We start from the raw sequence: 26,195 nt of genomic DNA on the forward strand, positions 1-26,195 counted from the left end.
CCTTAAACTTATGTTGCATCGCAAGAAATCGCGCCTGAGGGATATTAAGCGTCGGTGCTATCGCCATCCTCTTCCCTCACTCGCGCATTCACGACATTAATTGAAATGGCCACTGGCAACGGTTCGTCATCTTCAGAATCTGATGCCAGTTCTTTGCGTAATTTTTCAACCTCAAGCTGGCGGCGCTCAATTTCAATCTGCTGCAGCCGCTGCGCAAATTCGCTATCAGCCAGGCCGAGGCGTTTCATCACTGCCTCATACATGCGCTCACGGCTTATGGCCGTTATCTCAACGCCATTTTTGCCAAGTTTCACACCGGAGTAAGCCAGCGCAGCATCGGGTGTCAGCTTGCGCGTATCGGCGAAGAACGGCTGGCCAATGCCATCGCCATTGCAGCGCGGGCAACTGTCATTCGGTTGTTGCCTGTGATCGTAGCCGTAGCCGCCAACATCTAAAGGTTCTTTGCGTTTGCGTTCTTCCGCTTCGAGCTGTTTTTCTTCGAATTCAACCGCATCACGCCACTGATACTGATGACCGAAGCCCCAGCAATAGCGGCAAGCACCACGACGATACTGTGAGAGCTGATTGGCATCGAACGTGGCAAGCTGCCACATCTGCGCCAGAACTTCATCAGCGCTGCCAAGCGTGCGCACAATGGAGGCCTTTTGCTGCTGCGCAATGGCCTGCGCAACTGAAGTTTTCTGAAGCAACTGATAACCGATTTGCTCAGCAGTCTTCTTGCTGTATCCCGCGCGGATAGCCGCCTGTGTTGCGTTGCCATCCTTCAGATATTCGGCGACGAACGAGCGCTGTTGGACAGTCAGGCCATCATCGTCCGCCAGCTCTTCTGCGCACTTTTCTTTTTGCGCAGTGCGCAATTTTTTCTGCGCAGGTTTTTGCGCAGTTTGCGCAGAAGGTTTTTTGATGTATCGACGGGCGGTAGCGTAATTCAGTCCCTGCGCTTCACACCATTCCTTCGGTGATACGCCAGTTTTGGCATTGTCGGACAGGAACCGTTGCTGAAGTTCGCCCCAGTCCGGTTTTGCCATGTATTGCTCCACTTATTAAAGCCCAAAAAAAGCCACCCTCAGGCGGCCTCATGACAAGCATTATCACAGGCACTCAGTGAATGCCTGTTGTAATGTGCGCTCCCGTGTAGGGGGTTATTCTGCCGCTGTAGTGATATTGATTACAGCCAGCGCTTCCACTGAGTCCTGCATTGCTTTAACCGCGCGCGCTACAAAATCGCTTTCGGAGTAAACGCGACTGTACTGCTGGATGAACAGGCGATGTTTAAACGGGTCATTCTGGATGAATGCTACAGCTACCTTCGTTGCTGCAGTGTCGTAACCCAGCGTGGCAAGCAGCTCCAGCTGGTTGGTTTGTTCTGTGGTAATTTCGGTCATATATGCCTCAACACATGAGTTTTGGATAATTTGTGCTAAATGGATTTGGGTAACTGGAAATGCTGGGGGAAAGCGCTATTACTTATTCTTAGAACCGAGGTGGTTCGTTCTTTACTCTGTTAGTACCGCGTCAGAGTTGTACCCCTTCCCTGACGCGGTTTTTTTTATGCCTTAATCCTACGCACTGCTTAAACATCACGTTCCAGCCGCAAAACCTTCACTTGATCATTTTCAGTGCCAGCGCGGGCGGGCTTTGTGATGGCAATAAAAAACCGCCCGGAGGCGGCTGTTATCAGTATTTCTGGTTTATGGTGAACTTTATATTGATATGCATATCCTTAGCAGGTTTGTTCTTCTCGTAGCGCCACTGCGATACCGCTCTTATTACAGCATCATCAAACAAGTGCTGCGGTTCAGATTTAGTGATGCGCATTTCGCTCACCTTACCTTCCGCATCTACGTCAAAGTCAAACTCCACGTTTCCTTCTATTCGATTTTGGAAAGCATACATCGGGTAATCTGGCCTGACCTGCTTCATGAGTAAGGGGTACTCTTTCTGAGGATCGTTGGGCTTAGCGCAGGAGGTCAAGATTAAAGAGAGCAGAAGAATTGATAAAAATTTCATAACAACTTCCATTTGTTGATAATGCTTATCATTCTAGCAAAGTTAGCCTCTTTTTAAATCGTTGCCTTTATTTTTTTGGATTATCAGGCGCACTCGCAAATGCGCCTTGTGATGCTCACTTCTTAACGCTATCAGGCACTACTGCCCCAACCACACCAGCCAGTGCCACACCACCGGCAATGACCGTTTCCTGAATGCCAGGCGGCATCTGCCAGCCAAATACACCTGCGACAACGAGAATGATGCCACGCCAGGTTGATGCCTCTTTCAGGCGATTGATCAGGTAGTTCATAAGACTCCTTATACGAGAATGCTTTTTGCCAGTTTGAAGCGGGCTTTGCGGTCATCAAGACCGTTAGTCCCACCGTTAATTATCCGGGTTACGTTTTCGATACTGTGCAACCAGTTCATGCAGCCTTTCGAAACAAAGAACCATGCAGCACTGCGGGCAGCGTTCTGCTCCAGTTCAAGGAGTTCCGGCTGGCTGACGAGGTCAACTTTTATGGCGTTGCCGGTTGTACGGTAATTATCCAGGAACGTGGTCTGAATCAGTCCACCGCCGCGATATTTCCAGCCATCACCCGGCAGGGTGTTGCCGAATCGCTTCTGGTACACCAGATTTGCAATGGCTTTCTGTTGTTCGACTGGTAAAGCGCTTTCACCCGGCTTCCTGCCCAGCGTCAGCGCCTGTTCTTTTGTAAGGCGCTTTGGTACGAACGTGACAATCAGAGCCTGTACGCTGTAATTGAAGCTCTCGCGTGTAGCGCTGAAGCCGCTGGACTCATGGCCAACCTGAGCGATAAACATCGCCTTAGCTATTGGACTGTTGATGCCAAACTCGGTCATTGCTGCATCAATGTGCGTAAACCAGCGCGCAGCTATCCCGGCGCTGATGCCAGCCGCCCGTTGAAATTGTGATTGGTTCATGGTTAAGCCCTTGGAGAATTTCCGAAGCGGGTATTCAGAATGGCGAAAAGCACTTTTCTGAACTGCTCCACCCCGATAAAGCCAATACCACCGCCAATGGCGATCGACAGGGAGCGAGACAGTTCCAGATACTCAAGACCAGAGGCAACGCTCAAAGTCAGAGCGCCGCAAAGCAGTCCCTCTAACACCATTTTTTTCCATCCGCCGCCCGTGTAAGCAATTCGCATAACAGCCATTACAAACGCCAGCAGAACCGAGCCAACCGGCGTATCTCCGCGCCACCACGCGGCAATGATTTCACTGAACTCAGCCCAGTTGTGGGGGTTGTTAGGCATACGCATATCTCTCACCTCCGGGATTACCGGTTGGGCGCTGTGTGTTGATTGAAGGGATATTAGAAAGGCCCGCAACCGCGGGCCTCGGTAGTTTTGATGACTACATCCAGTAGCGAATGAAAGTCATTAAAGAAAGAAACAAAAACAAAGCTGTGAGAAATCTGCTCATGAATCCATCCTTTTAAAGTTAATTAAACAACATTACTGCGCATTAATTATCTCAGGATGAAAAATGGAAATTCTCAAATAGCGGGTGATCTTTACTGTTTTGCTAAAAATATTTTCGCTAAAAAGTGACTTTTGGTAGGGCATAAACGACAAAACCCCGCCGAGGCGAGGTTTTAAGTTTGTCGTCAATCAAAGTTATGGCGACCATATCAGATTTACACGAAATATAGAGGTTTTAATCTACTTTTGCAATAGTTTGCTGTGAATTTGTCGCCTTTTGCCGCGAACGTGTTTTTGACGCTGCTATCAATGATTCATGATCGAGTTTGCCAAATACTTCTATCATGCCCTCCCAGTGCGCTTGAAGGTCTTAGACCAATTCTTTGTCTCTACCCCCACCAACGCGGCCAGATCGCCATACTGATAGGTGTCGCGCCCTGCAAGCCCTTCTTTCGCATCCTGAGCCGCCAGCCAGATAAGTTGCCGCAATTTAGTCATCGTTTTTTTCGCTATACGTTTGCCAGCAAGCTTTGCGCTGAATTGCTCCCATGCCCAGCGGGTGAATGTCTCCTGATGTTCCCAGCGAATATTTTCGCTATAGCTCCACAGCAGCCAGGCTTTTTGATGTTCTTCGAGTGACAACAACGCCCGACGCCAGGATGCTGTCGCAAACTCTATCGGCTGTACCAGAGGTATATGTGAGCCTTTAGCGTGCGACTGCTTGCCAGGAATTGGCGGGTTATCCAGAGTTATCATTTTCCCGGTGACTTCATCCTCTACTTGCAGCTTTTTTCTTTTGAAGGTGTTCGTGTCGAATTGAGCGTTCTCCAGCCAGGCCATTAATTGCCCTTTCGTTGCTCCACTCAGATCGGCAGTAGCCACGATGATTTGCTCACGTAAATACTGCAGGTGTTGGGTGTTCATGCAGCATGCTCCTGTTGGCGGGTGCGTCGTTTTTCCAGTGCGCGGGCTTTGCGAGTGAATATCGATTTGATGCGTTGCAGGTATGGGATATCAAAAGTGCGGCATGTGTTGTCGTTATTCAGGGCTTCAACCGCTTCCGCTCCGATGCGTACAATCAACCCCTGCTCAAAATCCTTTTGCGCGCCAGCACGGTCACGATTGCAGTAAACGCATTGAGCTGCCGTGTTGTGCAGATTGAATGCCAGATGGCTGGCTGCCCCACGCGTGCGGTAATGGCCACAGTCCATAGTTCCGCCAAGTTTTTGCTCTGGCAGACGTCCACAGCTGATACATGGCTTGTCGGTGTCACGCAGACGCACATAACGATTGAAGGCATCCTGTGCTTCTTTTCGCCATTGAGATTTAGTTTTCAGGGCAATACGCCGTTCACGCAATTGTTGCCGATCTGCTTTTTCCTTCTCTTTTTTTATTTTCACCCGTCTGGCTTCAGCTTTCTTTTTTTCCTTCTGGCGCAATCTCAGTGCATACATAGCTCCGTGTTCAGGATTACACCAAACAACGTTAGAGTAAGCAGGGTGAAACCAGTCGTTACATACCTTGCACTTACGGCGCGATGGCTTTTTCAGAATGGAAGGCATTGCTGTCCACCTCCCTGCTCTAATTTCAGTCCATTTTTATGCGGGTTTTGATATCCAGCCCAATGCGCCTGGCGAATTAAGTTGGCCTGCTCTTTTGTCAGGCAGGGTTCGGGAATAGCTGATTTTTTCCGGTGCTCTGCAACACGAATATGCCCACCAGCTTGGTATATAGCTTCACATATCGGACAATGATCCCGTGTTTCCATGCCACCAGCTTTGCCACGGAAAAATATATTCCCGTGCCATGTGGCGCAGTCGCGGCACATTGGTGAATCGCAGGTAAACATGCCGCGGCAATTTTGCATGAGTCCGTTTACATCTTCGTCAGCATCCCAACCGATTATCCCATCGCATAGAAGGGTCGCCGACTCACCGCAGAACATGCAATTTTCTTTTTTTCTGGCCACAATCACCCCCACATCCGGTTGCGCCAGCGGGAGTCCGGGCGCGGTGGTTTTTCGTCTTCCACCAGCTGCGCGCTGACGGTCCAGGTGATGTAATCAGGGTTTAAGCTTCGTTGGACCCTTACGCCCCGCTTGCGATATTTAGCCATCAGCTCATCAGCTTGCGGAGTTGAGCAATCATGATGGTGAAACCAGGAATATTTCATCGCCATCACCCCGCGAAGCTTAAAAGCTGATTTGCTGCGTTCTCAACTTCCATTGGGCTGTTAAACGAACGGGAAAGAATCCAACGCCAGAGAACATCCAGTGATGCCTGGTACAGTTGCTGGAATTCGGACTCATCCATGCTTGCGAACGAAATACTGCGGGGGTGTTTTTTCAGCGTGCCGTCCGGCAACTGTATGGCGTCATAGTGACCTGCTTCAACGATCACCCAGGCACGGTAGGCGTCAAAGGACTTGCAGATGCTGATGCTGATGCTGCCAGAGCGCTTTTCAGCTATACGAACGAGAAACTGATCTGCCGCATCAAGCAATGCTGACTCATTCCCGCCATAAGCAGCCAAAAACTTTGCATAGCCGTTTACCAGCCTGCGTTCGTTGGAAGAGATCGCCCCGCCGGTAGGTTCCCAATATTCAAAGCCAAGATTGAGTAATGCGAAATAGCGGCGATGAAATGCCGGATTTCGGACGAGCTTATAGTCGGCTTCCAGGACGGCACCGAGCTTACATTTTGATTGCAGAAAATCGCTGGTCTCCTGCGTTGCAGGGATCAGTATGCCTTGGGACTGTTTTATTAAGTGCAATTGCGCCATCGTTTATTCTCCGGTGGCGCAGCAGGTTAACGGTTGTTCAGGCCGTTGATTTCATATTATCAGAAGGTGGGATAACCCGGTAGCCGAGGCGATGCAAAAGACTGGTCATTGTGTTGAGATTAAAAATCCCCTCATCCTCCAGTAGTGGCCGCATAGAGGTCAATCCGCTAGCCGTGTAAACCAGAACGCGGCCAGCAGCCCTGACGCTACCGACAATTTCGCCTGTAGAACGTTTAACAAGGTCGTAATACTCATCACTATCACCACTCTCACTTCGCATCCCTACCTCCCAGAAGCAAACTCTAATACTGTATTTTTATACAGTAATCTTAATGTAAAATCACTTGCCTGCGAAAAAAATCACGATATCGAGAGTTGATTGGTCATTTGAAGTACAACCAACAACCTCCTATTTTCAATGGAGATTATCAATTTTGTGGCTGAGAAGTTTTAGCGAACTCCCCTCAGATGCTGAGGGGATTGAAATTTATTCTGGTATCGTTGGTGTAACCCTGTTGTGGATTTCCCACAAACTGATCCCACAGCTCTCGCAGAAACCAGCCAGGTAATCCAGCCCGGACCACTCCCGGATACCACCGCGTGCAGCCCCAACAAAAACGGCAATATCCCTATCGCGCCATACTCCGAACAGCCGCCAGCCTCCTCCGTCAGCATTTTTAACCGCCACAATGCGGGTCAAAACACCGGCCTGATGCAGTTCGGTAAATGCGGGCTTCTTTCTGGTTATCATTCGCATGACTACAAACCTGTGATTTGTTGATGACAAATGTCGTGTTTGATTTTTATAGCTCCACCATTAAGCAGCCTCTCTGCCCATGCACATTTCTGGCAAATTGGCCCCGACAAGGGCCTCAGCGAACTCATGCCCGGAAGATGATGTTGGAACACTAAAGAAAACACTGTATATTAAAACAGTATCAACCGAGATGTGGCTAGGGATGTAGTGCTGGCTTTTGATATTCAAACGATTGTAAAATCGTAATGATAGCTTTTTGTTTTAATCATCACTCAGGCTCACTTATGTGCGTTTGTGGCGGTAGCGTGTCAGAAAAATCCTTGCAAGAGTCCCTCTCCATCTCTTTTCGTATCCGTTAATTACTGATATGCGTTTATTGCATTACAACTAACGCAGCGAGTATTATCAACAATATAAAACGATGCTAATTTCAGAGATGTAAATCATGAGAAACAGAACCGGTTTAAAGTATGCATTATACATATTATCTTTATGGCTTTTGTTTATATCTTTATTTATAATGTCATATGATAAAAATCTTTTTTCATCAGCATTTAACTATTTCAATGATAAGAATGCGATGATATTACTATCTAAAATAACGCCAAAAAATATAGTCTTCATCTCAAGCTTTATAATGATAGTGGCCGGAGCCTTCATATTCCTTTATTTATTGTTTTCGTTTAGGTCGGGATGGTCTGTCGCCTGTACGGTTTCCGATGTCAAAAATGAAAGCCATGAACACCTGGAGTTTTTAACTACTTATGTTATGCCACTAGTTTTCACTGATGTTAACAGCAAAAGGACAATGCTGAACCTATTAATAATGATTGTAGCTATAGGGATGATTTATGTGAAAACTAATAGGTTTTATTCCAACCCTTCACTTGCATTACTTGGATTTAGAATTTTTAAAGCTAAAATACACGACAGAGGAACTAAGGAATATGTAATAATATGCCATGGAGAAATTGACGAAAACAGCACTGTAAAATATATAAAGCTTGACAACAATACATGTCTAGTAAAAATTACCTAATACCGAGGATTTTATGTTTACAGCAATCGAAAACATAGTAAATTCTGTTAATTTATCTGGCGAAGCTTATTTCGTTTCAGATTCACAAGGCCAAGTTAGCACATACAGAGTTGCACTTGAACCAGGTGCTGAAAGCAAGTTAACAGTTTCATTCAGCCAGTCATTAATCAGGGATGTTATTAATCCTAATATCGGACAAAATGCATTACCACTTGTATCTTCACTATTAAATAGAGACAAGCAGGTTCATGAGTATGATCATTTAGCAATTAATTATCTCCCCGCAGAATTAGCGCTGATGGCTAATGTTCTTAACTTTGGGGTTAATAACACACCACCAGATTTTGACTTCTCTCAACAAAACCTTTCTTCCGTTAAAGGAATTATCTATTATCTTAGCGACGGGCAAGGAAATAACGTTGTTGTTTACCAACACAAATACCCGATTTCGTTACATAAGAAAACAAGGTTATCATATTTCTCAGCTAACGGAAGGACGCTGGATGAAGTTAGCCATGATAGTATTGACATCAATGGTAACGTCGATTTCTTCTACTTCAACAACAAATATTATGTATTAAATATCAGTCTACTTGAAAGGGCTTATGGGCTTGAGCAAGTAATCAATAATCTTGCAGCAAATGCAACACCACACATAATCGCATTAAATATTTTGGATGTAGCAAATCAGCAGAATCCTCTAGATATCTTTAATGATATGCATAAAAACAGAAACTTCATGCGTAGGCTCGCAACTACCGCAAACAGCCCTTTGCTACAAAATGGTACTGTAACCATTGCTAGCATACAAACACTAATACAAAACTTCCCAGTCTTGGGTAGAAATATTATTTTCAACCAAGCTGGATTGATTGAATTATCATCACAGAATCAAAAACTGTATTTCATTCGCCTATTAAATAATGAGGCATCTTTCACTGCACTAAATCAAGAACCATTCCTAGCAGTTGGAAAAGACTCAGCAGCATAATTTTCTTTATCCAAAGTAGTGAATTGTAATTTTCATAAAGCGCACTACATAAATTCATCTCAGTTATATTCTCGTTCAGCGTGTTTTTAATATGATGTTGGGATTTTCGTTAATGGTGCGCCGGGAGATCCCCGGCGTTTTCTACCTGAGTGAACACAATGGAAACTTCAGCAGGCCAGACAACGTCAGGCACATCCACCAGCAGGAGGCATTCCAGCTCCTGCACGCGTTTGCTGGCATATTCGAGTGATGGGTCCATTGCTCGGGGTGATTCAGACATCACCACCTCCCGGAGTTGTCGCAGCTGCGAGCATGGCATTAAAAACTCTTCGTGCCGCATCATCCTGATATTCACCATCGGACTCTTTTAAAACCAATCCTCCCACTCTGGCGATTTCAGCTGTAATTACGATATCAGTCGGCAAAACTGCGGCAGTGGTGGCGGCGTAGAGATTTGTGCCGGCCGGTGGCATGACATCAAAATCTGCAATCAGGCCGATATCATCGGGGTTCTCCCTGATAACACCTACAGGCTCCTGCGCATCCCGGCGCTTTAGCTCTGCCTCTGCTGCTTCGGCACGCTGGCGAAATTTACAGGATTCAGCATCGAGACTGATATTTGCAGCCTCAAGCTGCTGTGCATCACGCAGTGCCGCCTGCAACCGGTCAATAAGCGTCACCAGGCAGAGCGGGCTGAATTTAGCGCTCAGCGCATCAGTGGCTTTATCCCAGGCCTTAGAGCCCTGCTCGGCGTCAGCTACGGCTGCGGCCAGGGTGCGTAGTTTATCCAATGTGATATTTTTCATGGCTGCTGCTCCACTCGTTTGAACTCAACGACCCACACCCACAGGTTAGCCCACCAACTGTCATCGCCATAAATCGAATTCCAGAGAGTTGCCAATGAGCCTCTCGCGCTCAATTGAAATTGAGTCCACTCAATCGGCTGGTAGTGCTTCCAGTAGCCTCCTTGTAATGGCTGAACGCCTTCACGCTGGGCATCCTCTTCGCTAACACTATTCAACCGTTCCACCCGAACGCCGGTAATCTCCAGCGTTATACGGCTGGCCCAGCGCGGCATGTGGATTGCTGGTCGCCATGGAAATTGGCGGTCCTCGCGGCATTCATTGCCCCAAGATTCTGCGTAGACTGGATGCCAGTAGTTACCGCGCTGCTTCGGAATACTTCGCGGGTATCGGCGTTCGTCAACGTTACCGCTTTCATTGCAATAGTCATGGATGGCCTGCCACGTTTCACGCACCCACAGTCGATCGCCTAGCTGGCCGTATGGGCACTTAACATGCGCAAAGTTCCGGTTAGTCTCTGCGTCATCACTTCCAGCGCCGTATACGGCACCATTCCAAGAAAACCCTGAGCCTTTGGTCAATTCAGGCTGCGGTTTAATGATCCGCCGCGTCTGCGTCTTACGCCCATCAAGAATGGCGCGTAACATTTCGGCGTTGAAGATGATTCCGCGTTCTTTCATGGGGTAACCTCCTTAAACGCCACACCCTCAATGCCAGGCAGGAACCAAACTGTGTCGTATTCTTCCGTTTCCCGGTTGTACTCTTCACGTGAGTCGGCCGACCATGCAAAATCGTCATCTGAATCATCGGATAGCTCATAAAATCCGCCGCCCGTAGGATCAGCCTTGTAAACATGGCCCTCAGTCCAGTCCCCATTTGATTCTATGCACTCCAGATAGATGGTCATGGCTGCACCTCCCCGGCGCGGATGCGGGCGGCGTAACTTTTACCCTTTGATTTCAGGTGATCAGCGTATTCTCCATAAAAGTCACCATCACCCGACCCGCCTCCAGCATCTTCCAGTTCGCCCGCAGTTTTACCGATAAACCCCTCAATCGCCCGCGCACCCACTTCGCGCAGAATGGCGTCGGTGGCTGGGAAATCGAGTTCCTCGGAGCGTGGGATAACCTCACCATAAATACGCTCCATCGCACACTCCCAACCGTGCCACATGGCTTCGTATCTGTCGGTAATCCCCCTATCTTCAAGGCCGCAGCCCATGCCTTCTTTGTGGAACTGAGGTTCGTTATCCCGGTTAGTGACCGAGTCGATGAGGCTGCGCATGTTGGCATTCTCCGCCGCCAGCGCCCGCACCTGCTCATTCAGCTGCGCAACCTCTGCGGCGTGGTCTTCGAATTTAACTACGTCGCCCTGCGGTTCCTCAGTGAGGATCGAAGTTCCCCAACTTTCTGCATGTACATAACGCTTAATGCCCATTTCTCTCTCCCGCCGACCGCAGTCAGCAAAATGATTTCGTTTCTCAGCGAGTGAAATTTCGGTTTGCCATTTGCCTGTGATCGACATTTTTTCTGTAACTGTCCCAGTTGAAATTCACCCACATACCGCCATCCATCTGCAGCCGGTCCATGACCCGCTCACCCAGGGTGCCGCAGAGTTCTGCGTGGTTTTGATTCGTCAGAACTCCGACCGGGCGCATGCCGGACAGGCGGCGATCGATAATCTGGTTCAGAATCACTTTTTCATTCGTGTTGTTGCGCTGGATACCGACCTCATCAAGCACCAGTAAGTCGACCCGGCTCAGTTCGTCCAGTAACGAAGATTCGGATTTCCCAGCGTCGTAACAGGCGCGGATGCGTAACATCAGGTCCGGTACACTGACGATCAAAACCGACCGCCCCTTAGTCATCAGATAATTTCCTATGGCCGCCGCCAGATGGTTTTTCCCGGTACCAGGGGTTCCGCTAAACACAAAGCTGGCAAAGCCGCTGCCGAAATTCTGCGCGTAGCTTTTGGCATTTGAGATCGCATGCCGCTGGCCATCGTTGCTGACCTGATAGCTTGCGAACGTGCAGTTCCGGTGCAGTTCCTGGATTCCGGAACGGCCAACAATATTTTCTGCCCGGGTTTTCTGGTTCTGCTGTCTCAATTGGTCAGCATGTTTTCTGGCCTCAGATTCTTGCCACAAACGCCACTCCGCCGCATTTCGATACAACGGCTGAATCTGTGCGCTACCGGATGGCATGAGCTTCTTCAAACGCTCCAGCGCGCTGCTGGTTTCAACGTTGCTTTTCATCGCTACCCCCTGAATCCAGGTGGAATATCACTGTCCGGTGGTGAAATTGAGTTCACATCCCGGACTCCGCTTCGGCCTAGCAGGCCGTCTTTGGGCAGAAATAATCCCTGCCACTCGTTTGCAATGCTCTGACGAATAACCTGCTCTGGCGGATATCCCTGTTGAAAAAATTCAGCCAGCCGGTTAATCGACTCAGAAATCCCTTTCGGGGTTTTTATCGGTTTTCTCAATTGCCGTCTGAATTCAACCCACTCGCTCCAAATTTCCCGAGAAAGCCATTCAGGCAATTCCGCATCCATCGGTTCGAATTTATTTCTCCCACTCCCCTTTGGGGATTTAGGGGGATCTTTTAATTCTTTTATATCTTCATCTTCCTCTTCCTCTGGTAACGCGTTTGTAACGCCACCTGTAACGCTACCAGCGTTACTCTTTTCATTATCAGTAACGTTGCCAGCGTTACTATTACGATTAACAAGCCGAGATTTTGAAACGCGCTTATTTGTAAGTGCCCGTTTTTTAGAGCTTTCCCCGTTATGCCTGTCAAAGTTAGGAAGCACCAGAACGCCATCAACCTCAGATAGCCAGCCAACCTGAATTAACGCATCAGAAAAGCCCGCCATAAAACAAATACGGTCGATCGCGCTTTTTGTGATTACCACTGGATTACTCCTGCGTTTCACTTGTTCGCCATCTGTAACGCTGCTCGCGTTACATTTTTCATTTCTTGCAACGTTATTGGCGTTACCGTCTATCGTTTGCTGGTCAGCCCAAACCCAAAAACGGATGGCTTTCCCCAAAACAGCATCAGGATCGATATTCAGGATTTCAGCCAACTTAAATATTTCCGGCTTATCAGGCGTAATTACTTCGACCTTTATCCAGTTTGAAGCCATAAGGAAACCATTTTGTAACGCTGATAGCGTTACCCTTTAATTACGTGAATATATGTTTTGGCGTTACACCTATTGCTTTAACTCTTCACCAAGCACCCAGCGTAAAGCCGCAGCATAATTGCCAGTGGCATCTGCTAAGGCGTTCGTGATTTCCCTGCGTGTTTTGAGTCGGGGCTTGTCAGTTCCCATCACCTGACGTTGTCGGCGGGCTTTTTCATGGCCCGTCGCGCCTTCCCCAGCCTTCTGCAATTCCAAAACCTTATCGCGCTGCTGTTGCGGCGGGAGTTCACCCAGCTGTCGAGCCTGAGTTACGGTGATTTGACTGGCTTCCACAGCATCCTGCACAGCCTGAGTGCAGTCCAATAGAGACAATGTCGCCTGGACCGTTTTTACGCTGCAGCCGAAAATTAAAGCCAGGTCCTGCTCGTCGTGATTTCGTTCAAGCATGGATGACATTTTTTTAGCCCGGCCAAGCGGTGTATCTGCCTGGCGGATTTCGTTTGCGCTAACCATCACCTGCGACATACGGTTAGCAGAGCCACGCCGGGTAACTGCAGGAACCAAAAGTGGCTCCTTCCCTTCTTTCGCCAGGCGTCTGTTTGCCTCCAGCGTATGACGCACGCGCTGTCGGCCATCGACTACGCAAGATAAACCTGTTTCCGGGTCTTTCCAGACGATAATTGGCTCCAGCACGCCCTGATCCATGATGTTCAGCACGATTGCTTCACTCAGTGGCAGGTGAATTCGCTCGTCATAGATCGGATGCGTCGGATCATCAACGAGGTGAAGTTTTTCTGGTTCAAACATCAGAACGTTGGTTTTGCCGCTGGCGCCGTACGCGTCGATAGAGTTTTTAGCCACGTGCGCCCCCGTTATTGAAATTGGTTAGAATCGTGTTCATAATTCCCCTGTGAATTGATCCAGTCATTTCGCACAGAAAGTCGGTACTGTTAGCGCAGTCCGGCTTTCGCCTTTTTTATCTCCCGCAATACTCAAGCCCAGCATTGGAATGATGATGGCCATCAGTTCGTCAGCATGCTCAGGCATCAGCCAAAACAGAGACGCTATGCCCTCGCTAATCTCCTTCAATTTCTGGTGCTCCGGCGCGTTCAGCATTACTGCCTGCTCAGCCTCCGAGCATTCTTTGATAGCGGATGCCAGGCGCGATAAATCATCGTCCTGCGGTACCAGGCGGATGCGGAAATCCAGCGGCAGAACAGCCAGGATTGCCGGGACTAATTTCCTGATATTTTCACGGGAATAATTCGTATCGCCGTCGAGCCAGCGGAACAGCTTCTGCCGCCTGCGGCTAAGATCGTCGGGGAAATCCAACCCGGTGCCACCCTGCCGCTCCCACTCATCGACAATGATGCCGGCAACAACGTCTTGGTTATCGATCGCAGAGGACCATGCCCGGACAGCTGAGCAGATCGCTTCGTGAGAAATACCGCTTTTATGCTGATACCGGTTTATCAGCTGCGCGGGGCAACCTCCGGTATCCTGTTGTAAATGATGCACGGTTACGCCCTCACTTCAGATTTTGGCAACCCATCGGTCGGGTTCGGATACAGATCCGGGCGAAGTTCGTGTGGTGTTACTCCGGTTGCGTTGAAAATAGATAAAACTCGATCGGCGGGTACTCCATTTTTTCGCCACAAAGAAACAGCCATTTTTGATACACCGAGTACCGAACCAAGTGAGCTTGCTGAACCAAATTTACGGATAGCGTTTTCAATACCAGTCATAGGACCTCCTTAGATGCCCGAAGTAAAGCATCAATTTACTATAGAGTCAACCAGTGCATGCCTATCAGAAAGTAAAGCAAACATTTACAATGCTGGTATGAGCGAAAACAAACCGATAAAAAACCTGATTAGCAGGCTTACAGAACTCAACGCCAAGGGCTTTTCGAAAACCGAAATGGCCAAAATTTCCGGTGTCAGCAAGCAAGCGGTTAGTGGCTGGTTCAAAACGGGAAGGATCAGTAAGGAGTCTGCCTTGGCTCTGGCCGATGCTGCCGGTGTATCTGTTCCGTGGTTGCTTGGTGAAGAGGTTGATGAAAGCAATGGTCTAAAGCCAGATGAGCAGCGCCTTCTTGAGCTTTATCGGCAGTTACCAGAAGATGAGCAGCAAAACATGTTGCGAATATTCTCTTTGCGTCTGAAGGAGCTGGATGTCCTTTATGCGAAGTATATGAATCGCCGCGTTAAGGCCGATGAAGACCATTGATGCCAGACCAGCTTAGATAACATTAAGTATTCCCGATCAACCCGGCCACCGTGCCGGGTTTTTTATTGCCTCTCCCCCACGTCACAAACGCGCACGAACTCAAACTACCAATCTTCCCGGTACTAAATAACTGACACCCAAGATGGTACAGCATAACTTTACCTCTGAGTCATCTCATGCTTGACTTAAAAGTAAAGCAGTGTTTTACTTACCCCATCGCAACACACCACCCAGGCAGGACGCCCACGAAGTAGCGGCCCGGCGCATATGAAGACCGGGATGAGGTGGAGATATCAACGCGCAGTAGGTTTTTAACGTTCCGCTGGCCACGTAATGGCTGAGGTTGAAATGAGTGAAAAAGGCATCAGAGCCCTGATCATTTCGGCAGTTTTAGGGGGCTTTTTTTGGATTCTGGTCATACAGCTATTTACGGAGGTTATCTATGGCTAATCCAGTACCAAATAGTGGTCGCGCAGCACCAATGCGTAACAAACGGACCGGCGCAGCCTGGTTGGTTTCATTCGATTACAAAGAGGGGATCTACTGGCACGAGCCGCAGGGAAATTTACGCAATATCCGCCGGTCATATGCCTCACCGCAAATTGATCCAAAACTGGTCCCGGCGGGAACACATTAATGAACACGTTATTTGCTCTCGTATTAACAATCGCTATGACCAACGGTGATTATCAGGAAGTTGTCGTCGATGTTTATGATAATGAGCAGGAATGTCGCGCTGCAGCTGTTGAACAAAAAGTTGATGGAGAATGCTATCCAGTTGAAGGGATAGTTCGTAATGGTGAAATGCCAGCAAATAATTAAAGGTTGAGGAATGGAAATAAAATGTTGTTACTGCGGCAAACCAGTTAAGCCTGAACAAGTAGTTAAAAGCACCCTTCTGTATCGCCATGGTTCGCAATTGGCGAGAAAAGAAAAGGAATACTGCTCAAAGGATTGCGCTGGCTACGATCAGATGGCTCACGAAGGTTAATTAGCACCTACAGAATTTGAATTAAATAAATCGCCATTAATTTGGCGTAGATTATCACACCCTAAATACACCAAAAGGAATGCTTTATGGAAATCTTAGAAGTGGAATTTGAACTTCAAGTAGTTAACAAAGAGCTCGCTTTTTTCAACTGTAATAAAAAAGTTTCCGGCGTGATTCATGCAACTGAATCCGGCAAACCAACGGTAGTTCTCGACGGTTGTTATTTGCTGGGCAATTTTCATTGTACCCACTGTGCTATCAAAGCTATCGGCTTGCTGGCCGCGAAAATAACTGATTGCGAAAGCGCAGGCTTTGGCAGTTACCGCAGCTACAAACTCGATTACTCAGAAAAGATTTTCCAAGCCATCCATTAAAAAGGCCTGCACAAGGCAGGCCTCACAGTCCGGCTCAGCCGACCAAAGCACACCGGACTACCTGACATATCAGGTGCCTTTACGGCACCTCCATTCTATACGAACAGAGGATTGAATGTAATGACAGTAAATCAGCAGGAATTCGCGTTTTATCTCAAAGCAAAAAATGCAGCAGTCAGAAAACGTCTGGGTATCCTCGGCGGCTTTTTCTGGTGTTCTGGTGCAAAAGAAAAGGTGGTCATTTCTCGCTGCGTGCTGGCTATCGATGAAGCTGGTTTTGATGAGGAAGATTTTGCCCGCCCAGTCCGCGTTAATCTTCCCGTTGTAGGCGAACTGCCTGATGAGGGCGTGTTCGATGTTGCTTTCTGTAATCGCTATGAGCCAGGCGGGGAAGACGGCAAAACCATGATGCTGATCCCCGGTGTTGCAGCAGAAAATGCAACTGATTCCGATGATACAGGTGCGGCAGGTGCGGCAGGTGCGGCAGGTGCGGCAGGTGCGGCAAAAATTGTCACAAAAGAAACAGCAAACTTTGAACAGAAGGTGCTGGGCGCATGGCTGTTTGGTTCATTTGAAACACTGACCAACGTACAGCTCGACGAAATTGATCAACTCCAGGCTGATACGGGGGCGGTGTACCCGCAAAATATCCTGCTGGTTGCGAATGATTTTGAGCATCGCCAGCTGCGTTGTGCATTTCCTGAAACTGTATTCGAATTAATCCGCGATATTAAATCTGTATGGCCAGCAGATAAAAATCCAGAACTGTCACTCATTCTGTCATTTACTCAGGAATGGCTGAACGGGCATAACAATAATTCCAGCGGCGCATTGGGTGATAACCCACTCCGGAAAGATGTTACTGCTAAATGGATTGCGGCGCACAGCAAGAATATTAAGCGCACTGATACCGGAACAAATGCCGGGGGCGGAAACAAAACCGATCGCAATCCAGATTATGCCCACACTCTGGATACCCTGGATCAGGAAATAGCTCTGGCTACTCTCCCTATGGATTTCGATATTTACGACTTCCCTGTTTCAGTTCATCGTCGCGCAAAAGACATTATTGCCGCCAAAGAGAGCCCGTGGAAAGAGTGGTCAGCAGCTCTGCGCAGCAAAGCTGGTATCCTGGATTATTCGCGTGCCGCGATCTTTGCATTAATCCGAAACGCAGCTCCTGAAATCCACCATGTTTCAGTGAAGCTGAACGAGTATATCAATGCCAACCTGACCGAATACGCACATGATAAACCGACTGCTGAAACGCTGGCAGCGGCTTCAGGAAGCGACAAGGTAAGCGAGCTATCAACCCGAGAGCAGGTTAGCAAGCAGTTGGCCGCTCAACGTGGTGAGTATGTTGAAGGAATTAGCGATCCTAATGACCCTAAATGGGTAAAAACTGAATATGAATCACAACCACTGGGTAATGAGAGTGATTTCGCTGTCGCACCAATGCGGCTGGCGTTGAGGGTGATCGCGCAATTCATCAATGATAAACCTGCTCATATGATTGACCAGTCTCAACGCCTCAAAGTCGGCGAAATGTCGTTAGATACCGATGATGGCTATATCCAGAATCTTATACTTGCTGCACGCAATGTTCCTGACGTCGAAACCATGGGTATCCCAGCCCTTTGGCGGCTAACCGATGCCGTAAAACAGGTTTTCCCGACTGACAAACGTAGTGAACTGAGTGTACTGATCAATTTCCTCAATATCTGGCTGGCAACTCCGGCGGGTGACCGCAACGTTCTGGTTAAAGCCTGGTCCGAGGGTCGCCGTATCACCGAAGTGAAGCCAGAGCTGGCAAAGGCCCAGCCCGAAACCATCATTGCCGATGATGGGGTGTCTTCCACTGATGCCATGGAATTGGCTGACTCCGTTAATAGCGAGATCGGGAACGTTCAGAATGTGCAGATTCAAGAAATTGTCGGTGATGAAAAACAGGTTAGTGATGCGGTGTCAGCAGGCGAAAACAATCTGGTCACTGGTGAAGAAACAGATCCCGTAACAGAAAAACATTCATCTGAAGATACAGAAACACAATCCGAACCTGAAACTGCCGCTGCTCCTGAGTGGCCAGAAATTTTTGAACCCGGACGCTACGAAGGCTTACCGAACGAGGTTTACCACGCCGCTAACGGTATCAGCTCAACGATGGTGAAAGATGCCCGGGTATCGTTAATGTATTTCAATGCCCGTCATGTGCAGAAAACCATTCAGAAGGCGCGTTCCCCCGTGTTGGATATGGGAAACCTGGTGCATGCGCTGGCGCTGCAACCGGGTGACATGGACAAAGAATTTAGCGTAGAACCAGAAATCCCTGAAGGCGCGTTTACCACTACTGCAACGATCCGGGCCTTCATTGATGAGCATAACGCCAGCCTGCCAGCGCTACTCTCCGCGGATGACGTAAAGGGCCTGTTGGAGGAACACAACGCAACCCTGCCCGCTCAGATCCCGCTGGGTGCCGGTGTTGAGGAAACCGGCCAGAGCTACATGTCACTGCCTGTTGAGTTTCAGAGTATTGAAGATGGCCAGAAACAGACCGCGGCAGCAATGAAGGCGTGCATCAAAGAATACAACGCCACCCTGCCCGCTCAGGTTAAAACCAGCGGTAGCCGCGATGCGCTGCTGGAACAGCTGGCATTGGTTAACCCGGACCTGGTTGCACAGGAGGCACAGAAACCTCAACCCCTGAGAGTTTCAGGCACGAAAGCGGATCTGATGCAGTCAGTAAAATCGGTTAAGCCAGATGCCGTGTTCGCTGACGAGCTGCTGGATGCCTGGCGGGATAATCCTGAAGGGAAAGTGCTGGTTACCCGGCAACAGCTGGCTACAGCCCTTGATATCCAGAAAGCGTTACTCAATCACCCGACCGCCGGAAAATTACTGACACATCCGAGCCGTGCAGTTGAAGTTAGCTATTTCGGTATTGACGAAGAAACAGGCCTCGAGATACGCGTTCGACCAGACCTTGAGATTGAAATGGGCGGCCTGCGTATTGGTTCCGATCTGAAAACCATCAGCATGTGGAACATCAAGCAGGAAGGCCTGCGCGCGAAGCTCCACCGGGAAATCATCGATCGTGATTATCACCTTAGTGCGGCCATGTACTGCGAAACCGCAGCACTGGACCAGTTTTTCTGGATATTCGTCAACAAAGACGAGAACTACCACTGGATCGCCATCATTGAGGCATCCGAAGAACTGCTGGAACTGGGCATGCTGGAATACCGCAAAGCAATGCGCGCTATAGCCAACGGTTTCGACACGCGCGAATGGCCAGCGCCGATTACCGAAGATTACGCCGAAGAACTTAATGATTTTGATGTGCGCCGCCTCGAAGCGCTGCGCGGACAGGCATAAGGGGGAGATCATGGAAAATACAAGCATTGTCACCACTGAGCAGCAGGCTCCGAACACTATTTCTGCCAGCAACTCAATTTTCAACGTACAGGCACTCGGCCAGTTGCAGGCGTTCGCCGGATTGATGGCGCAATCAGCTGTGACCGTACCGGCTCATCTGGCCGGAAAACCTGCCGATTGCATGGCTATCGTCATGCAGGCCATGCAGTGGGGAATGAACCCGTACGCTGTTGCACAAAAAACGCATATCGTGAATGGCGTGCTGGGCTACGAAGCGCAGCTGGTTAATGCTGTGATTGCCAGTTCGAGTGCAATTCAGGGCCGCTTCCATTATCGCTACGGCGGCGAATGGGAACGCTGCACGACAACGCGGGAAACTGCTGAAGACAAGCCAGGTAAAAATGGTAAGCGTGTTCGTGGCTGGACCGATGAGGACGAGATCGGCCTGTTTATTCAAGTGGGCGCAATCCTGCGCGGAGAGTCAGAAATAACTTGGGGCGAACCACTCTATCTGTCCGGGGTTGTCACTCGCAATTCCCCTTTGTGGGTGTCCAATCCGAAACAGCAGATCGCCTATCTGGGCGTCAAATATTGGGCTCGCCTGTACTGCCCTGAAGTGATCCTGGGTGTTTACAGCCCGGATGAGGTGGATCAGCGCACCGAGCGAGAAATCAACCCGGCACCAGTGCAACGTATGAGCGTGCAGGAGATCACCGGCAATAACAGCACTACCGATGGCGCACAAGAGCCAGCAAGTAACGTTGACACTGTTGCAGACAAACTGCGGGGCCGAATCGACACTGCCAGCACTGTTGACCAGGCTAAAGCCATCCGCGCAGATATCGAGTCACAGAAAGCATTGCTGGGCACTGCGCTATTCACTGAATTAAAAAATAAGGCTGTAAAGCGTTACTACCAGGTCGATGCGCAGAACAGAGTCGAAGCCGCGATCAATTCCGTGCCGGTTCCCGGCGAACCTGAAGCCGCTGAGCTTTTCGCTAAAGCTGAAAGCACCCTCACCGCCGCTAAACGCCATCTCGGTGACGAATTGTACGACCAGTTCCGTATCACACTGGACGACATGAAACCGGAATACGTCAGCTAATCGCATCGGGAGGGGAAACCCTCCCGCAAAAGGATTAAATATGCGGCTAATAAACCGAAGCAAGCAATCCCCACTTGGCCGGCAGGCTTGTGATGCAGCACTGGCAAAGCATGTTGAGCTTTACGGCGAATATGGGCGTCAGCAAACGAAAATTACCTACACGGTTGTGGTTCAGGGTTCAAAAATCACGGTAGAGGTGGTGAACCGGAAATGCAGCTATGTGGCCACGGCGATGAACTGCGCGCGCAGGCTTAGAAATCTCCCTTCGCAGGCAGTCTGATAGCGATTTATCAACAAGACAAAACTGGCACTTTTATACTCGTGCCAGTTACCTGAGGTGAATTATGTCACAGGTGATTTACGATTCAGAATGGGGTGTGGCCAATAAACTCAAAGAGAAGACAGGCCTCACTGATCGCCAGATTAAAAGTTACCGCCTGACACTCTGGATAGAAGGTGTTCATTTTAAAAGAATCCCTTTGGATGGGAGTAACTCGGTAGAGAGAGGACTGATCTGGTACAACATCCCGAATATCAACAGGTTTATTAAGGAGGCGTGATGGCTGCATTGCCAACGGGGGTGGAAATCCACAATAACAAAATCAGGATTAGCTTTAACTTTCGCGGCACACGGTGCCGTGAAACCCTCAAGGGCTGGATCGTAAATGCTGCAAATATCAAAAAAGCCGGAAACCTAAGAGCCAAAATTGTCAGTGAGATACAGATGGGTATTTTTGATTACAGGACTGTTTTTCCTGAATCAAAAATCGCTGCAAAGTTCTATGTATCGCAGAACATTACGGCATTCTCGGAGTTGGCTTCAAGCTGGTATGAGAACCATAAAATTGACCTGTCTCCTAACGCATCGAGAAGCTACGGCATAGCCATACGCACTTTAGGCAAAATGATCGGCCCCGATACGCTTGTAGCTTCTATCACCAACAATGACATTCTGAACTGGAGAAAGGAGCTGCTGACTGGCGAAACCAATTATGTTCCTGAGAAACGACGCAACAATTCCGGGCGGGCTGTTCGCACAGTAGATTACTACCTGTCTATACTGCGGCAGATCCTGGACTATGCCGTAAAGAATAAAATCATTTCCTACCAGCCTTACGTCGGCATCAAAAGACTGCGTAAAGGGCATACCAAACCTGACCCACTTCTGAAACATGAGTACCAGCAATTAAACGATGCCGCTCCGGAAAAACAGAAAAACATGTGGCAATTTTTCGCCTATACCGGGATACGTCCTGGTGAGCTTTGCGCACTGGCCTGGGAGGATATCGATCTCACTGCTGGAGAAGTTCACGTCAGTCGTAATCTTACTCAAGAAGGCATTTTCGGCCCACCAAAGACCGAATCCGGATACAGAATAATAAAGCTGCTTGAGCCAGCGCTTGAAGCCCTGCGGGCTCAAAAGGAGCTAACAGGAAACGCACCTCAGGTTCCAGTGACGATCCACCACAGAGAATTCGGTAAAACAGAAACACAGAAGCTGCATTTTGTATTCATGCCACGGATGCTGAAAGGCATGCAGGCCCCGCATTACTCCGTTAATTCGATAAAGTCACTTTGGGATGTTACTGTACGCAAAGCGGGTATCCGACGCCGACGCCCCTATCAACTGCGCCATACTTACGCGTGCTGGATGTTGTCAGCCGGTGCAAACCCTGCTTTTATAGCGAGTCAAATGGGTCATGAGAATGCAGAAATGGTTTTTCAGGTATATTCTTCCTGGATCACCGCCCTCGACAGCGATCAGGTTTCGTACCTGAATCAGCGCATTGGTGGTTATACGAGTGCCCCCATAGTGCCCCTGAAGGTAAAAAGCAGGTAGCTAACATGTTGATTTTTGAGTTATAAATAATGAGAAAGCTGTTTATTCAGTTTTATCTGCTGCTGTTTGTCTGCTTCCTGGTGATGGCGATGCTGGTCGGGCTGGTGTACAAATTCACCGCCGAACGCGCCGGTCGCCAGTCGATGGACGATTTAATGAAGAGTTCGCTGTATCTGATGCGCAGCGAACTGCGGGAGATCCCGCCGCGTGACTGGAACCGCACCATTAATAACCTCGACCTCAACCTTTCCTTTAAGCTGCACATCGAGCCGATGAGCAAATACCAGCTCGATCCGCCGACGCTGCGCCGTCTGCGCGCGGGGGAAATTGTCGCGCTCGACGACGAATACACCTTCCTGCAGCACATTCCGCGCAGCCACTATGTGCTGGCGGTCGGCCCGATCCCGTATCTGTTCTATCTGCACGAAATGCGCCTGCTGGATATCGCGCTACTGGCCTTTATCGGCATTTCGCTGGCGTTACCGGTGTTTATCTGGATGCGCCCGCACTGGCAGGACATGCTGAAGCTGGAGAATGCCGCACAGCGCTTCGGTCAGGGCCATCTTGACGAGCGTATCCATTTTGACAGTGCCTCCAGCCTGCTGCGGCTGGGGGTGGCCTTTAACCAGATGGCTGACAATATCAATACGTTGGTCGCCAGCAAGAAGCAGCTGATCGACGGCATCGCCCATGAACTGCGCACTCCGCTGGTGCGTTTGCGCTATCGTCTGGAAATGAGCGACAACCTCAGTGAGGCGGAATCTGCGGCACTCAACCGGGATATTGGCCAGCTGGAGGCGCTAATCGAAGAGCTGTTGACTTACGCGCGCCTCGATCGCCCGCGCGTGGAGCTGAATCTGCAATCACTCGATCTGGCACAGTGGTTGCACGAACGGCTGCAGGATATGCGCCTGGTCAATCCCGATACCGAAATCGCGCTGGATACTCCGCAGCGTGAAAATCACGGCGTGGCCGATACCCGTCTGATGGAACGCGTGCTGGACAATCTGGTGAATAACGCCCTGCGCTATGCCGACAAGCGGCTGCGCGTTGGACTGTGGTTTGACGGCGACATTGCCTGCCTGCAGGTGGAGGATGACGGCCCCGGCATTCCACAGGAAGAGCGCGAACGGGTATTCGAACCCTTTGTGCGGCTCGATCCCAGCCGCGATCGCGCTACCGGCGGCTGCGGCCTGGGGCTGGCGATTGTTCACTCTGTGGCACAGGCGTTTGGCGGCTACGTTACCATCGATAGCAGCCCGCTCGGCGGTGCCAGCGTGCGCTTCTGCTGGCCGATTAATCACCCTTTGCGCGACGCCTGAGGCGTCTGAACTCTCCTCTTATTAAGGAATAGTATGTCATCTGCTTACGCGAATCTGACCCGAACCTTTCAGCGTCTTTCACGCTTTGGTCATCTTGCTGCAATTACCGGCTGGGATATGCAAACCATGATGCCCGCAGGCGGCAGCCGCGCGCGCGGTGAAGCGCTGGCGGAGCTGAGCGTGCTGCGCCATGAAATCCTGACGGCAAAACAGGTGGGCGAATGGCTGGACCAGGCAAAGCAGGAAGATCTGGACGACGTGGCGCAGGCAAATCTGTACGAAATGCACCGCGCCTGGCAGCAAGCCTCTCTGCTGCCCGCCTCGCTGGTGGAAGCTAAATCCATCGCCGGTTCCCGCTGCGAACACGCATGGCGTCAGCAGCGCCCCGCCAACGACTGGCAGGGGTTCGCCGCCAATCTGAAAGAGGTGGTGAAACTCAGCCGCGAGGAAGCTGAAATTCGGGCGCAGGCCAACGGCTGTTCGCGCTATGATGCGCTGCTGGACGTCTTCGAGCCGGGCATGACCAGCGCGAAGTTGGACAGTACTTTCGGCGATCTTAAGCAGTGGCTGCCGGAACTGCTGCAAAAAATCGTCGACCAGCAGGCGAAAGAAACGGTGATCGCTCCTGTCGGGCCTTTCCCGCAGGAACAGCAGAAAGAGCTGGGGCTGGCGATAATGAAGCTGCTGGGCTTTGATTTTAACGCCGGTCGCCTGGACGTTAGCGCACATCCGTTCTGCGGCGGTGTACCGCAGGATGTCCGTATCACCACCCGCTACAAAAGCGATGAATTTATCAGCGCGATGATGGGCGTGATCCACGAGACCGGCCACGCGCGCTATGAGCAAAATCTGCCGCAGCAGTGGGCCGATCAGCCTGTGGCTCTGGCGCGCTCAACCGCTATTCATGAGTCACAGAGCCTGTTCTTTGAGAAACAGCTGGGCCGCAGCCCGCAGTTCCTCAGCCTGATACAGCCGCTGGCGGTACAGCTGCTGGGCGATCGCCCGGGCATGGAGAACACCAACTTTATTGCGCTGAACCAGCGGGTGAAACCGGGCCTGATCCGCGTGGATGCCGATGAGGTCAGCTATCCGGCTCACGTGATCCTGCGCTATGAGATTGAGCGCGCACTGATTACCGGAGAGATTGAGGTCGACGATATCCCCACGCTGTGGCAGGAAAAAATGCAGCACTGGCTCGGTATTAATACAGCCGGGAACTATCGCGACGGCTGTATGCAGGATATCCACTGGACCGACGGTGCCTTCGGCTACTTCCCGACCTATACGCTGGGTGCAATGTACGCCGCGCAGCTGTTCCAGGCGCTCAAGCGTGCGATTCCCCAGGTTAATGAACTGATTGCCCAGGGCGATCTGCAGCCGGTGTTTAACTGGCTACAGCAGAATATCTGGCAGCACGGCAGCCGTTTCTCCACCCGCCAGCTGGTAGAAAATGCCACCGGAGAGGACCTCAACCCGATCTGGTTCCGCCAGCATCTTGAGAGCCGTTATCTGAAGTAAACCCGCAGCTGTTACAGGCCCTCAAGGGGAATGCGATAGTCGCATTCCCCTTTGTACATTCGGTTACACGCCGATACCAATCACTCACTGAAGCGCCCGTCCCGTTCTCATATAGTTTACTCACCGGCCCCGCAGTGGGCTGACACATGAATAAACATTTGAGGGTTTTGCAATGAAAAAATTATTTGCTCTGGTTGTAGCCGCTGCAATGGGTCTGTCTTCAGTTGCTTTCGCTGCTGAGACCACAGCTGCCCCAGCTACCACCGCACCAGCTGCCGCTGCTGCCACCACCACAACTGCGGCGCCAGCTCCGGCTAAAGCAACCGCTAAACATCACAAAAAACACAAGAAAGCGACCGAGCAGAAAGCGCAGGCAGCTAAAAAGCATCACAAAGCCGCCAAGAAACCAGTAGCGCAGAAAGCTCAGGCTGCTAAAAAGCACCACAAAGCCGCTAAGAAACCAGTA

Annotated in this window: 36 protein-coding genes and 1 pseudogene; 15 read left to right on the forward strand and 22 right to left on the reverse strand. The window is 49.9% G+C overall.

Translation table 11 applies throughout. The features are described from left to right. Positions 1 to 44: 44 nt before the first annotated feature. The 12 genes and pseudogenes from IBT46_RS19260 to IBT46_RS19315 all read right to left on the reverse strand — a co-directional run bounded on the left by IBT46_RS19260 (position 45) and on the right by IBT46_RS19315 (position 6,998). On the reverse strand, positions 45 to 1,049 hold the full coding sequence (locus IBT46_RS19260; protein WP_200546968.1) for a terminase small subunit: 1,005 nt from the start codon (positions 1,047 to 1,049) through the stop codon (positions 45 to 47). A 114-nt stretch (positions 1,050 to 1,163) separates the two neighbouring features. After that, positions 1,164 to 1,406 (reverse strand): DUF2560 family protein, encoded by a 243-nt coding sequence (locus IBT46_RS19265; protein WP_200546969.1) that lies wholly within the window; start codon positions 1,404 to 1,406, stop codon positions 1,164 to 1,166. Positions 1,407 to 1,698: 292 nt separating this feature from the next. Next, entirely contained in the window at positions 1,699 to 2,031 is a 333-nt protein-coding gene (locus IBT46_RS19270; RefSeq protein ID WP_200546970.1) for a TonB family protein, read from the reverse strand. A gap of 115 nt (positions 2,032 to 2,146) precedes the next feature. After that, positions 2,147 to 2,323: a hypothetical protein gene (locus tag IBT46_RS19275; RefSeq protein WP_200546971.1), complete on the reverse strand. Its 177-nt coding sequence runs from the start codon at positions 2,321 to 2,323 to the stop codon at positions 2,147 to 2,149. An 8-nt stretch (positions 2,324 to 2,331) separates the two neighbouring features. Continuing rightward, a complete protein-coding gene (locus tag IBT46_RS19280; RefSeq protein WP_200546972.1) occupies positions 2,332 to 2,958 on the reverse strand; it encodes a glycoside hydrolase family 19 protein in 627 nt (208 codons plus the stop codon). Positions 2,959 to 2,960: 2 nt separating this feature from the next. Further along, entirely contained in the window at positions 2,961 to 3,299 is a 339-nt protein-coding gene (locus IBT46_RS19285) for a phage holin, lambda family (protein WP_200546973.1), read from the reverse strand. Positions 3,300 to 3,696: 397 nt separating this feature from the next. Then, a pseudogene (locus IBT46_RS19290) lies at positions 3,697 to 4,385 on the reverse strand (bacteriophage antitermination protein Q). Continuing rightward, on the reverse strand, positions 4,382 to 5,011 hold the full coding sequence (locus tag IBT46_RS19295) for a recombination protein NinG (protein ID WP_200547002.1): 630 nt from the start codon (positions 5,009 to 5,011) through the stop codon (positions 4,382 to 4,384). The pseudogene IBT46_RS19290 and the gene IBT46_RS19295 overlap by 4 nt, the downstream one beginning before the upstream one ends. Next, positions 5,008 to 5,430 carry a hypothetical protein gene (locus IBT46_RS19300; RefSeq protein WP_370569500.1) on the reverse strand — a complete coding sequence of 141 codons (423 nt, stop codon included), beginning with the start codon at positions 5,428 to 5,430 and terminating at the stop codon, positions 5,008 to 5,010. Before IBT46_RS19300 ends, IBT46_RS19295 begins: the two co-directional genes overlap by 4 nt. A 2-nt stretch (positions 5,431 to 5,432) precedes the next feature. Further along, positions 5,433 to 5,639: a hypothetical protein gene (locus tag IBT46_RS19305; protein ID WP_200546974.1), complete on the reverse strand. Its 207-nt coding sequence runs from the start codon at positions 5,637 to 5,639 to the stop codon at positions 5,433 to 5,435. Then, positions 5,639 to 6,241, reverse strand: a complete 603-nt coding sequence (locus IBT46_RS19310) for a DUF1367 family protein (RefSeq protein ID WP_200546975.1) — start codon at positions 6,239 to 6,241, stop codon at positions 5,639 to 5,641. The genes IBT46_RS19305 and IBT46_RS19310 overlap by 1 nt, the downstream gene beginning before the upstream one ends. A gap of 487 nt (positions 6,242 to 6,728) precedes the next feature. Then, the gene (locus tag IBT46_RS19315) at positions 6,729 to 6,998 is read right to left on the reverse strand and encodes a hypothetical protein (RefSeq protein WP_200546976.1); all 270 of its coding nucleotides are present in this window, start codon (positions 6,996 to 6,998) and stop codon (positions 6,729 to 6,731) included. 445 nt (positions 6,999 to 7,443) lie between these two features. Here IBT46_RS19315 and kwaA point away from each other — a divergent pair, with 445 nt between their 5' ends. Together kwaA and IBT46_RS19325 are read left to right on the forward strand one after the other, a co-directional pair. Next, a complete protein-coding gene (gene kwaA, locus IBT46_RS19320) occupies positions 7,444 to 8,037 on the forward strand; it encodes an anti-phage protein KwaA (RefSeq protein WP_200546977.1) in 594 nt (197 codons plus the stop codon). A 13-nt stretch (positions 8,038 to 8,050) separates the two neighbouring features. Further along, on the forward strand, positions 8,051 to 9,028 hold the full coding sequence (locus IBT46_RS19325) for a Kiwa anti-phage protein KwaB-like domain-containing protein (RefSeq protein ID WP_200546978.1): 978 nt from the start codon (positions 8,051 to 8,053) through the stop codon (positions 9,026 to 9,028). 109 nt (positions 9,029 to 9,137) lie between these two features. Here the strand turns inward: IBT46_RS19325 and IBT46_RS19330 are convergent, their stop codons facing one another. From IBT46_RS19330 to IBT46_RS19375, 10 genes are all read right to left on the reverse strand, one after another. Beyond that, positions 9,138 to 9,308, reverse strand: a complete 171-nt coding sequence (locus IBT46_RS19330; RefSeq protein ID WP_200547005.1) for a hypothetical protein — start codon at positions 9,306 to 9,308, stop codon at positions 9,138 to 9,140. Continuing rightward, positions 9,301 to 9,834: a hypothetical protein gene (locus IBT46_RS19335; protein WP_200546979.1), complete on the reverse strand. Its 534-nt coding sequence runs from the start codon at positions 9,832 to 9,834 to the stop codon at positions 9,301 to 9,303. The genes IBT46_RS19330 and IBT46_RS19335 overlap by 8 nt, the downstream gene beginning before the upstream one ends. Then, the gene (locus tag IBT46_RS19340; protein WP_200546980.1) at positions 9,831 to 10,511 is read right to left on the reverse strand and encodes a hypothetical protein; all 681 of its coding nucleotides are present in this window, start codon (positions 10,509 to 10,511) and stop codon (positions 9,831 to 9,833) included. The genes IBT46_RS19335 and IBT46_RS19340 overlap by 4 nt, the downstream gene beginning before the upstream one ends. Continuing rightward, on the reverse strand, positions 10,508 to 10,738 hold the full coding sequence (locus IBT46_RS19345; RefSeq protein WP_200546981.1) for a hypothetical protein: 231 nt from the start codon (positions 10,736 to 10,738) through the stop codon (positions 10,508 to 10,510). The genes IBT46_RS19340 and IBT46_RS19345 overlap by 4 nt, the downstream gene beginning before the upstream one ends. Beyond that, the gene (locus IBT46_RS19350; RefSeq protein WP_200547006.1) at positions 10,735 to 11,355 is read right to left on the reverse strand and encodes a hypothetical protein; all 621 of its coding nucleotides are present in this window, start codon (positions 11,353 to 11,355) and stop codon (positions 10,735 to 10,737) included. The genes IBT46_RS19345 and IBT46_RS19350 overlap by 4 nt, the downstream gene beginning before the upstream one ends. Further along, positions 11,312 to 12,085: an ATP-binding protein gene (locus tag IBT46_RS19355; protein WP_200546982.1), complete on the reverse strand. Its 774-nt coding sequence runs from the start codon at positions 12,083 to 12,085 to the stop codon at positions 11,312 to 11,314. The genes IBT46_RS19350 and IBT46_RS19355 overlap by 44 nt, the downstream gene beginning before the upstream one ends. A 2-nt stretch (positions 12,086 to 12,087) precedes the next feature. Next, positions 12,088 to 12,978 carry a hypothetical protein gene (locus tag IBT46_RS19360; protein ID WP_200546983.1) on the reverse strand — a complete coding sequence of 297 codons (891 nt, stop codon included), beginning with the start codon at positions 12,976 to 12,978 and terminating at the stop codon, positions 12,088 to 12,090. A gap of 69 nt (positions 12,979 to 13,047) precedes the next feature. Beyond that, a complete protein-coding gene (locus IBT46_RS19365) occupies positions 13,048 to 13,839 on the reverse strand; it encodes a hypothetical protein (RefSeq protein ID WP_200546984.1) in 792 nt (263 codons plus the stop codon). A 63-nt stretch (positions 13,840 to 13,902) separates the two neighbouring features. Beyond that, positions 13,903 to 14,496, reverse strand: a complete 594-nt coding sequence (locus IBT46_RS19370) for a toxin YdaT domain-containing protein (RefSeq protein ID WP_200546985.1) — start codon at positions 14,494 to 14,496, stop codon at positions 13,903 to 13,905. Positions 14,497 to 14,498: 2 nt separating this feature from the next. Next, complete coding sequence (locus IBT46_RS19375) at positions 14,499 to 14,723, reverse strand: YdaS family helix-turn-helix protein (protein WP_200546986.1); 225 nt, start codon at positions 14,721 to 14,723, stop codon at positions 14,499 to 14,501. Between the two features lie 13 nt (positions 14,724 to 14,736). Between IBT46_RS19375 and IBT46_RS19380 the strand changes: the two genes are divergently transcribed. The 13 genes from IBT46_RS19380 to asr all read left to right on the forward strand — a co-directional run. Further along, a complete protein-coding gene (locus tag IBT46_RS19380) occupies positions 14,737 to 15,207 on the forward strand; it encodes a helix-turn-helix domain-containing protein (protein WP_200546987.1) in 471 nt (156 codons plus the stop codon). Between the two features lie 442 nt (positions 15,208 to 15,649). Beyond that, on the forward strand, positions 15,650 to 15,844 hold the full coding sequence (locus IBT46_RS19385; RefSeq protein ID WP_200546988.1) for a hypothetical protein: 195 nt from the start codon (positions 15,650 to 15,652) through the stop codon (positions 15,842 to 15,844). Next, positions 15,844 to 16,029 carry a DUF1482 family protein gene (locus IBT46_RS19390; protein WP_200546989.1) on the forward strand — a complete coding sequence of 62 codons (186 nt, stop codon included), beginning with the start codon at positions 15,844 to 15,846 and terminating at the stop codon, positions 16,027 to 16,029. Before IBT46_RS19385 ends, IBT46_RS19390 begins: the two co-directional genes overlap by 1 nt. Before the next feature lie 10 nt (positions 16,030 to 16,039). Then, positions 16,040 to 16,198 carry a YdaE family protein gene (locus IBT46_RS27365; RefSeq protein ID WP_234480201.1) on the forward strand — a complete coding sequence of 53 codons (159 nt, stop codon included), beginning with the start codon at positions 16,040 to 16,042 and terminating at the stop codon, positions 16,196 to 16,198. An 86-nt stretch (positions 16,199 to 16,284) separates the two neighbouring features. Then, positions 16,285 to 16,572 (forward strand): DNA breaking-rejoining protein, encoded by a 288-nt coding sequence (locus tag IBT46_RS19395; protein ID WP_200546990.1) that lies wholly within the window; start codon positions 16,285 to 16,287, stop codon positions 16,570 to 16,572. Positions 16,573 to 16,692: 120 nt separating this feature from the next. Beyond that, the gene (locus IBT46_RS27740; RefSeq protein ID WP_200546991.1) at positions 16,693 to 19,944 is read left to right on the forward strand and encodes a PD-(D/E)XK nuclease-like domain-containing protein; all 3,252 of its coding nucleotides are present in this window, start codon (positions 16,693 to 16,695) and stop codon (positions 19,942 to 19,944) included. After that, positions 19,907 to 21,049 carry a RecT family recombinase gene (locus IBT46_RS19405; RefSeq protein WP_200547004.1) on the forward strand — a complete coding sequence of 381 codons (1,143 nt, stop codon included), beginning with the start codon at positions 19,907 to 19,909 and terminating at the stop codon, positions 21,047 to 21,049. Before IBT46_RS27740 ends, IBT46_RS19405 begins: the two co-directional genes overlap by 38 nt. 40 nt (positions 21,050 to 21,089) lie before the next feature. Then, positions 21,090 to 21,329 (forward strand): DUF4060 family protein, encoded by a 240-nt coding sequence (locus tag IBT46_RS19410; protein ID WP_200546992.1) that lies wholly within the window; start codon positions 21,090 to 21,092, stop codon positions 21,327 to 21,329. Between the two features lie 64 nt (positions 21,330 to 21,393). Then, the gene (xisR, locus tag IBT46_RS19415) at positions 21,394 to 21,609 is read left to right on the forward strand and encodes an excisionase family protein (RefSeq protein WP_200546993.1); all 216 of its coding nucleotides are present in this window, start codon (positions 21,394 to 21,396) and stop codon (positions 21,607 to 21,609) included. Then, positions 21,609 to 22,889 carry a site-specific integrase gene (locus IBT46_RS19420; RefSeq protein WP_200546994.1) on the forward strand — a complete coding sequence of 427 codons (1,281 nt, stop codon included), beginning with the start codon at positions 21,609 to 21,611 and terminating at the stop codon, positions 22,887 to 22,889. The genes xisR and IBT46_RS19420 overlap by 1 nt, the downstream gene beginning before the upstream one ends. 29 nt (positions 22,890 to 22,918) lie before the next feature. After that, on the forward strand, positions 22,919 to 24,211 hold the full coding sequence (rstB, locus tag IBT46_RS19425) for a two-component system sensor histidine kinase RstB (protein ID WP_105594659.1): 1,293 nt from the start codon (positions 22,919 to 22,921) through the stop codon (positions 24,209 to 24,211). Positions 24,212 to 24,244: 33 nt separating this feature from the next. Then, positions 24,245 to 25,729 (forward strand): carboxypeptidase M32, encoded by a 1,485-nt coding sequence (locus tag IBT46_RS19430; protein WP_200546995.1) that lies wholly within the window; start codon positions 24,245 to 24,247, stop codon positions 25,727 to 25,729. 172 nt (positions 25,730 to 25,901) lie between these two features. Continuing rightward, positions 25,902 to 26,195, forward strand: a 294-nt coding sequence (gene asr / locus IBT46_RS19435) for an acid resistance repetitive basic protein Asr (protein ID WP_200546996.1), incomplete at its 3' end; no start/stop codon positions are given.

Source organism: Erwinia sp. S38 (assembly GCF_016624545.1).
GTDB classification, from domain to species: Bacteria; Pseudomonadota; Gammaproteobacteria; order Enterobacterales; family Enterobacteriaceae; genus Erwinia; species Erwinia coffeiphila.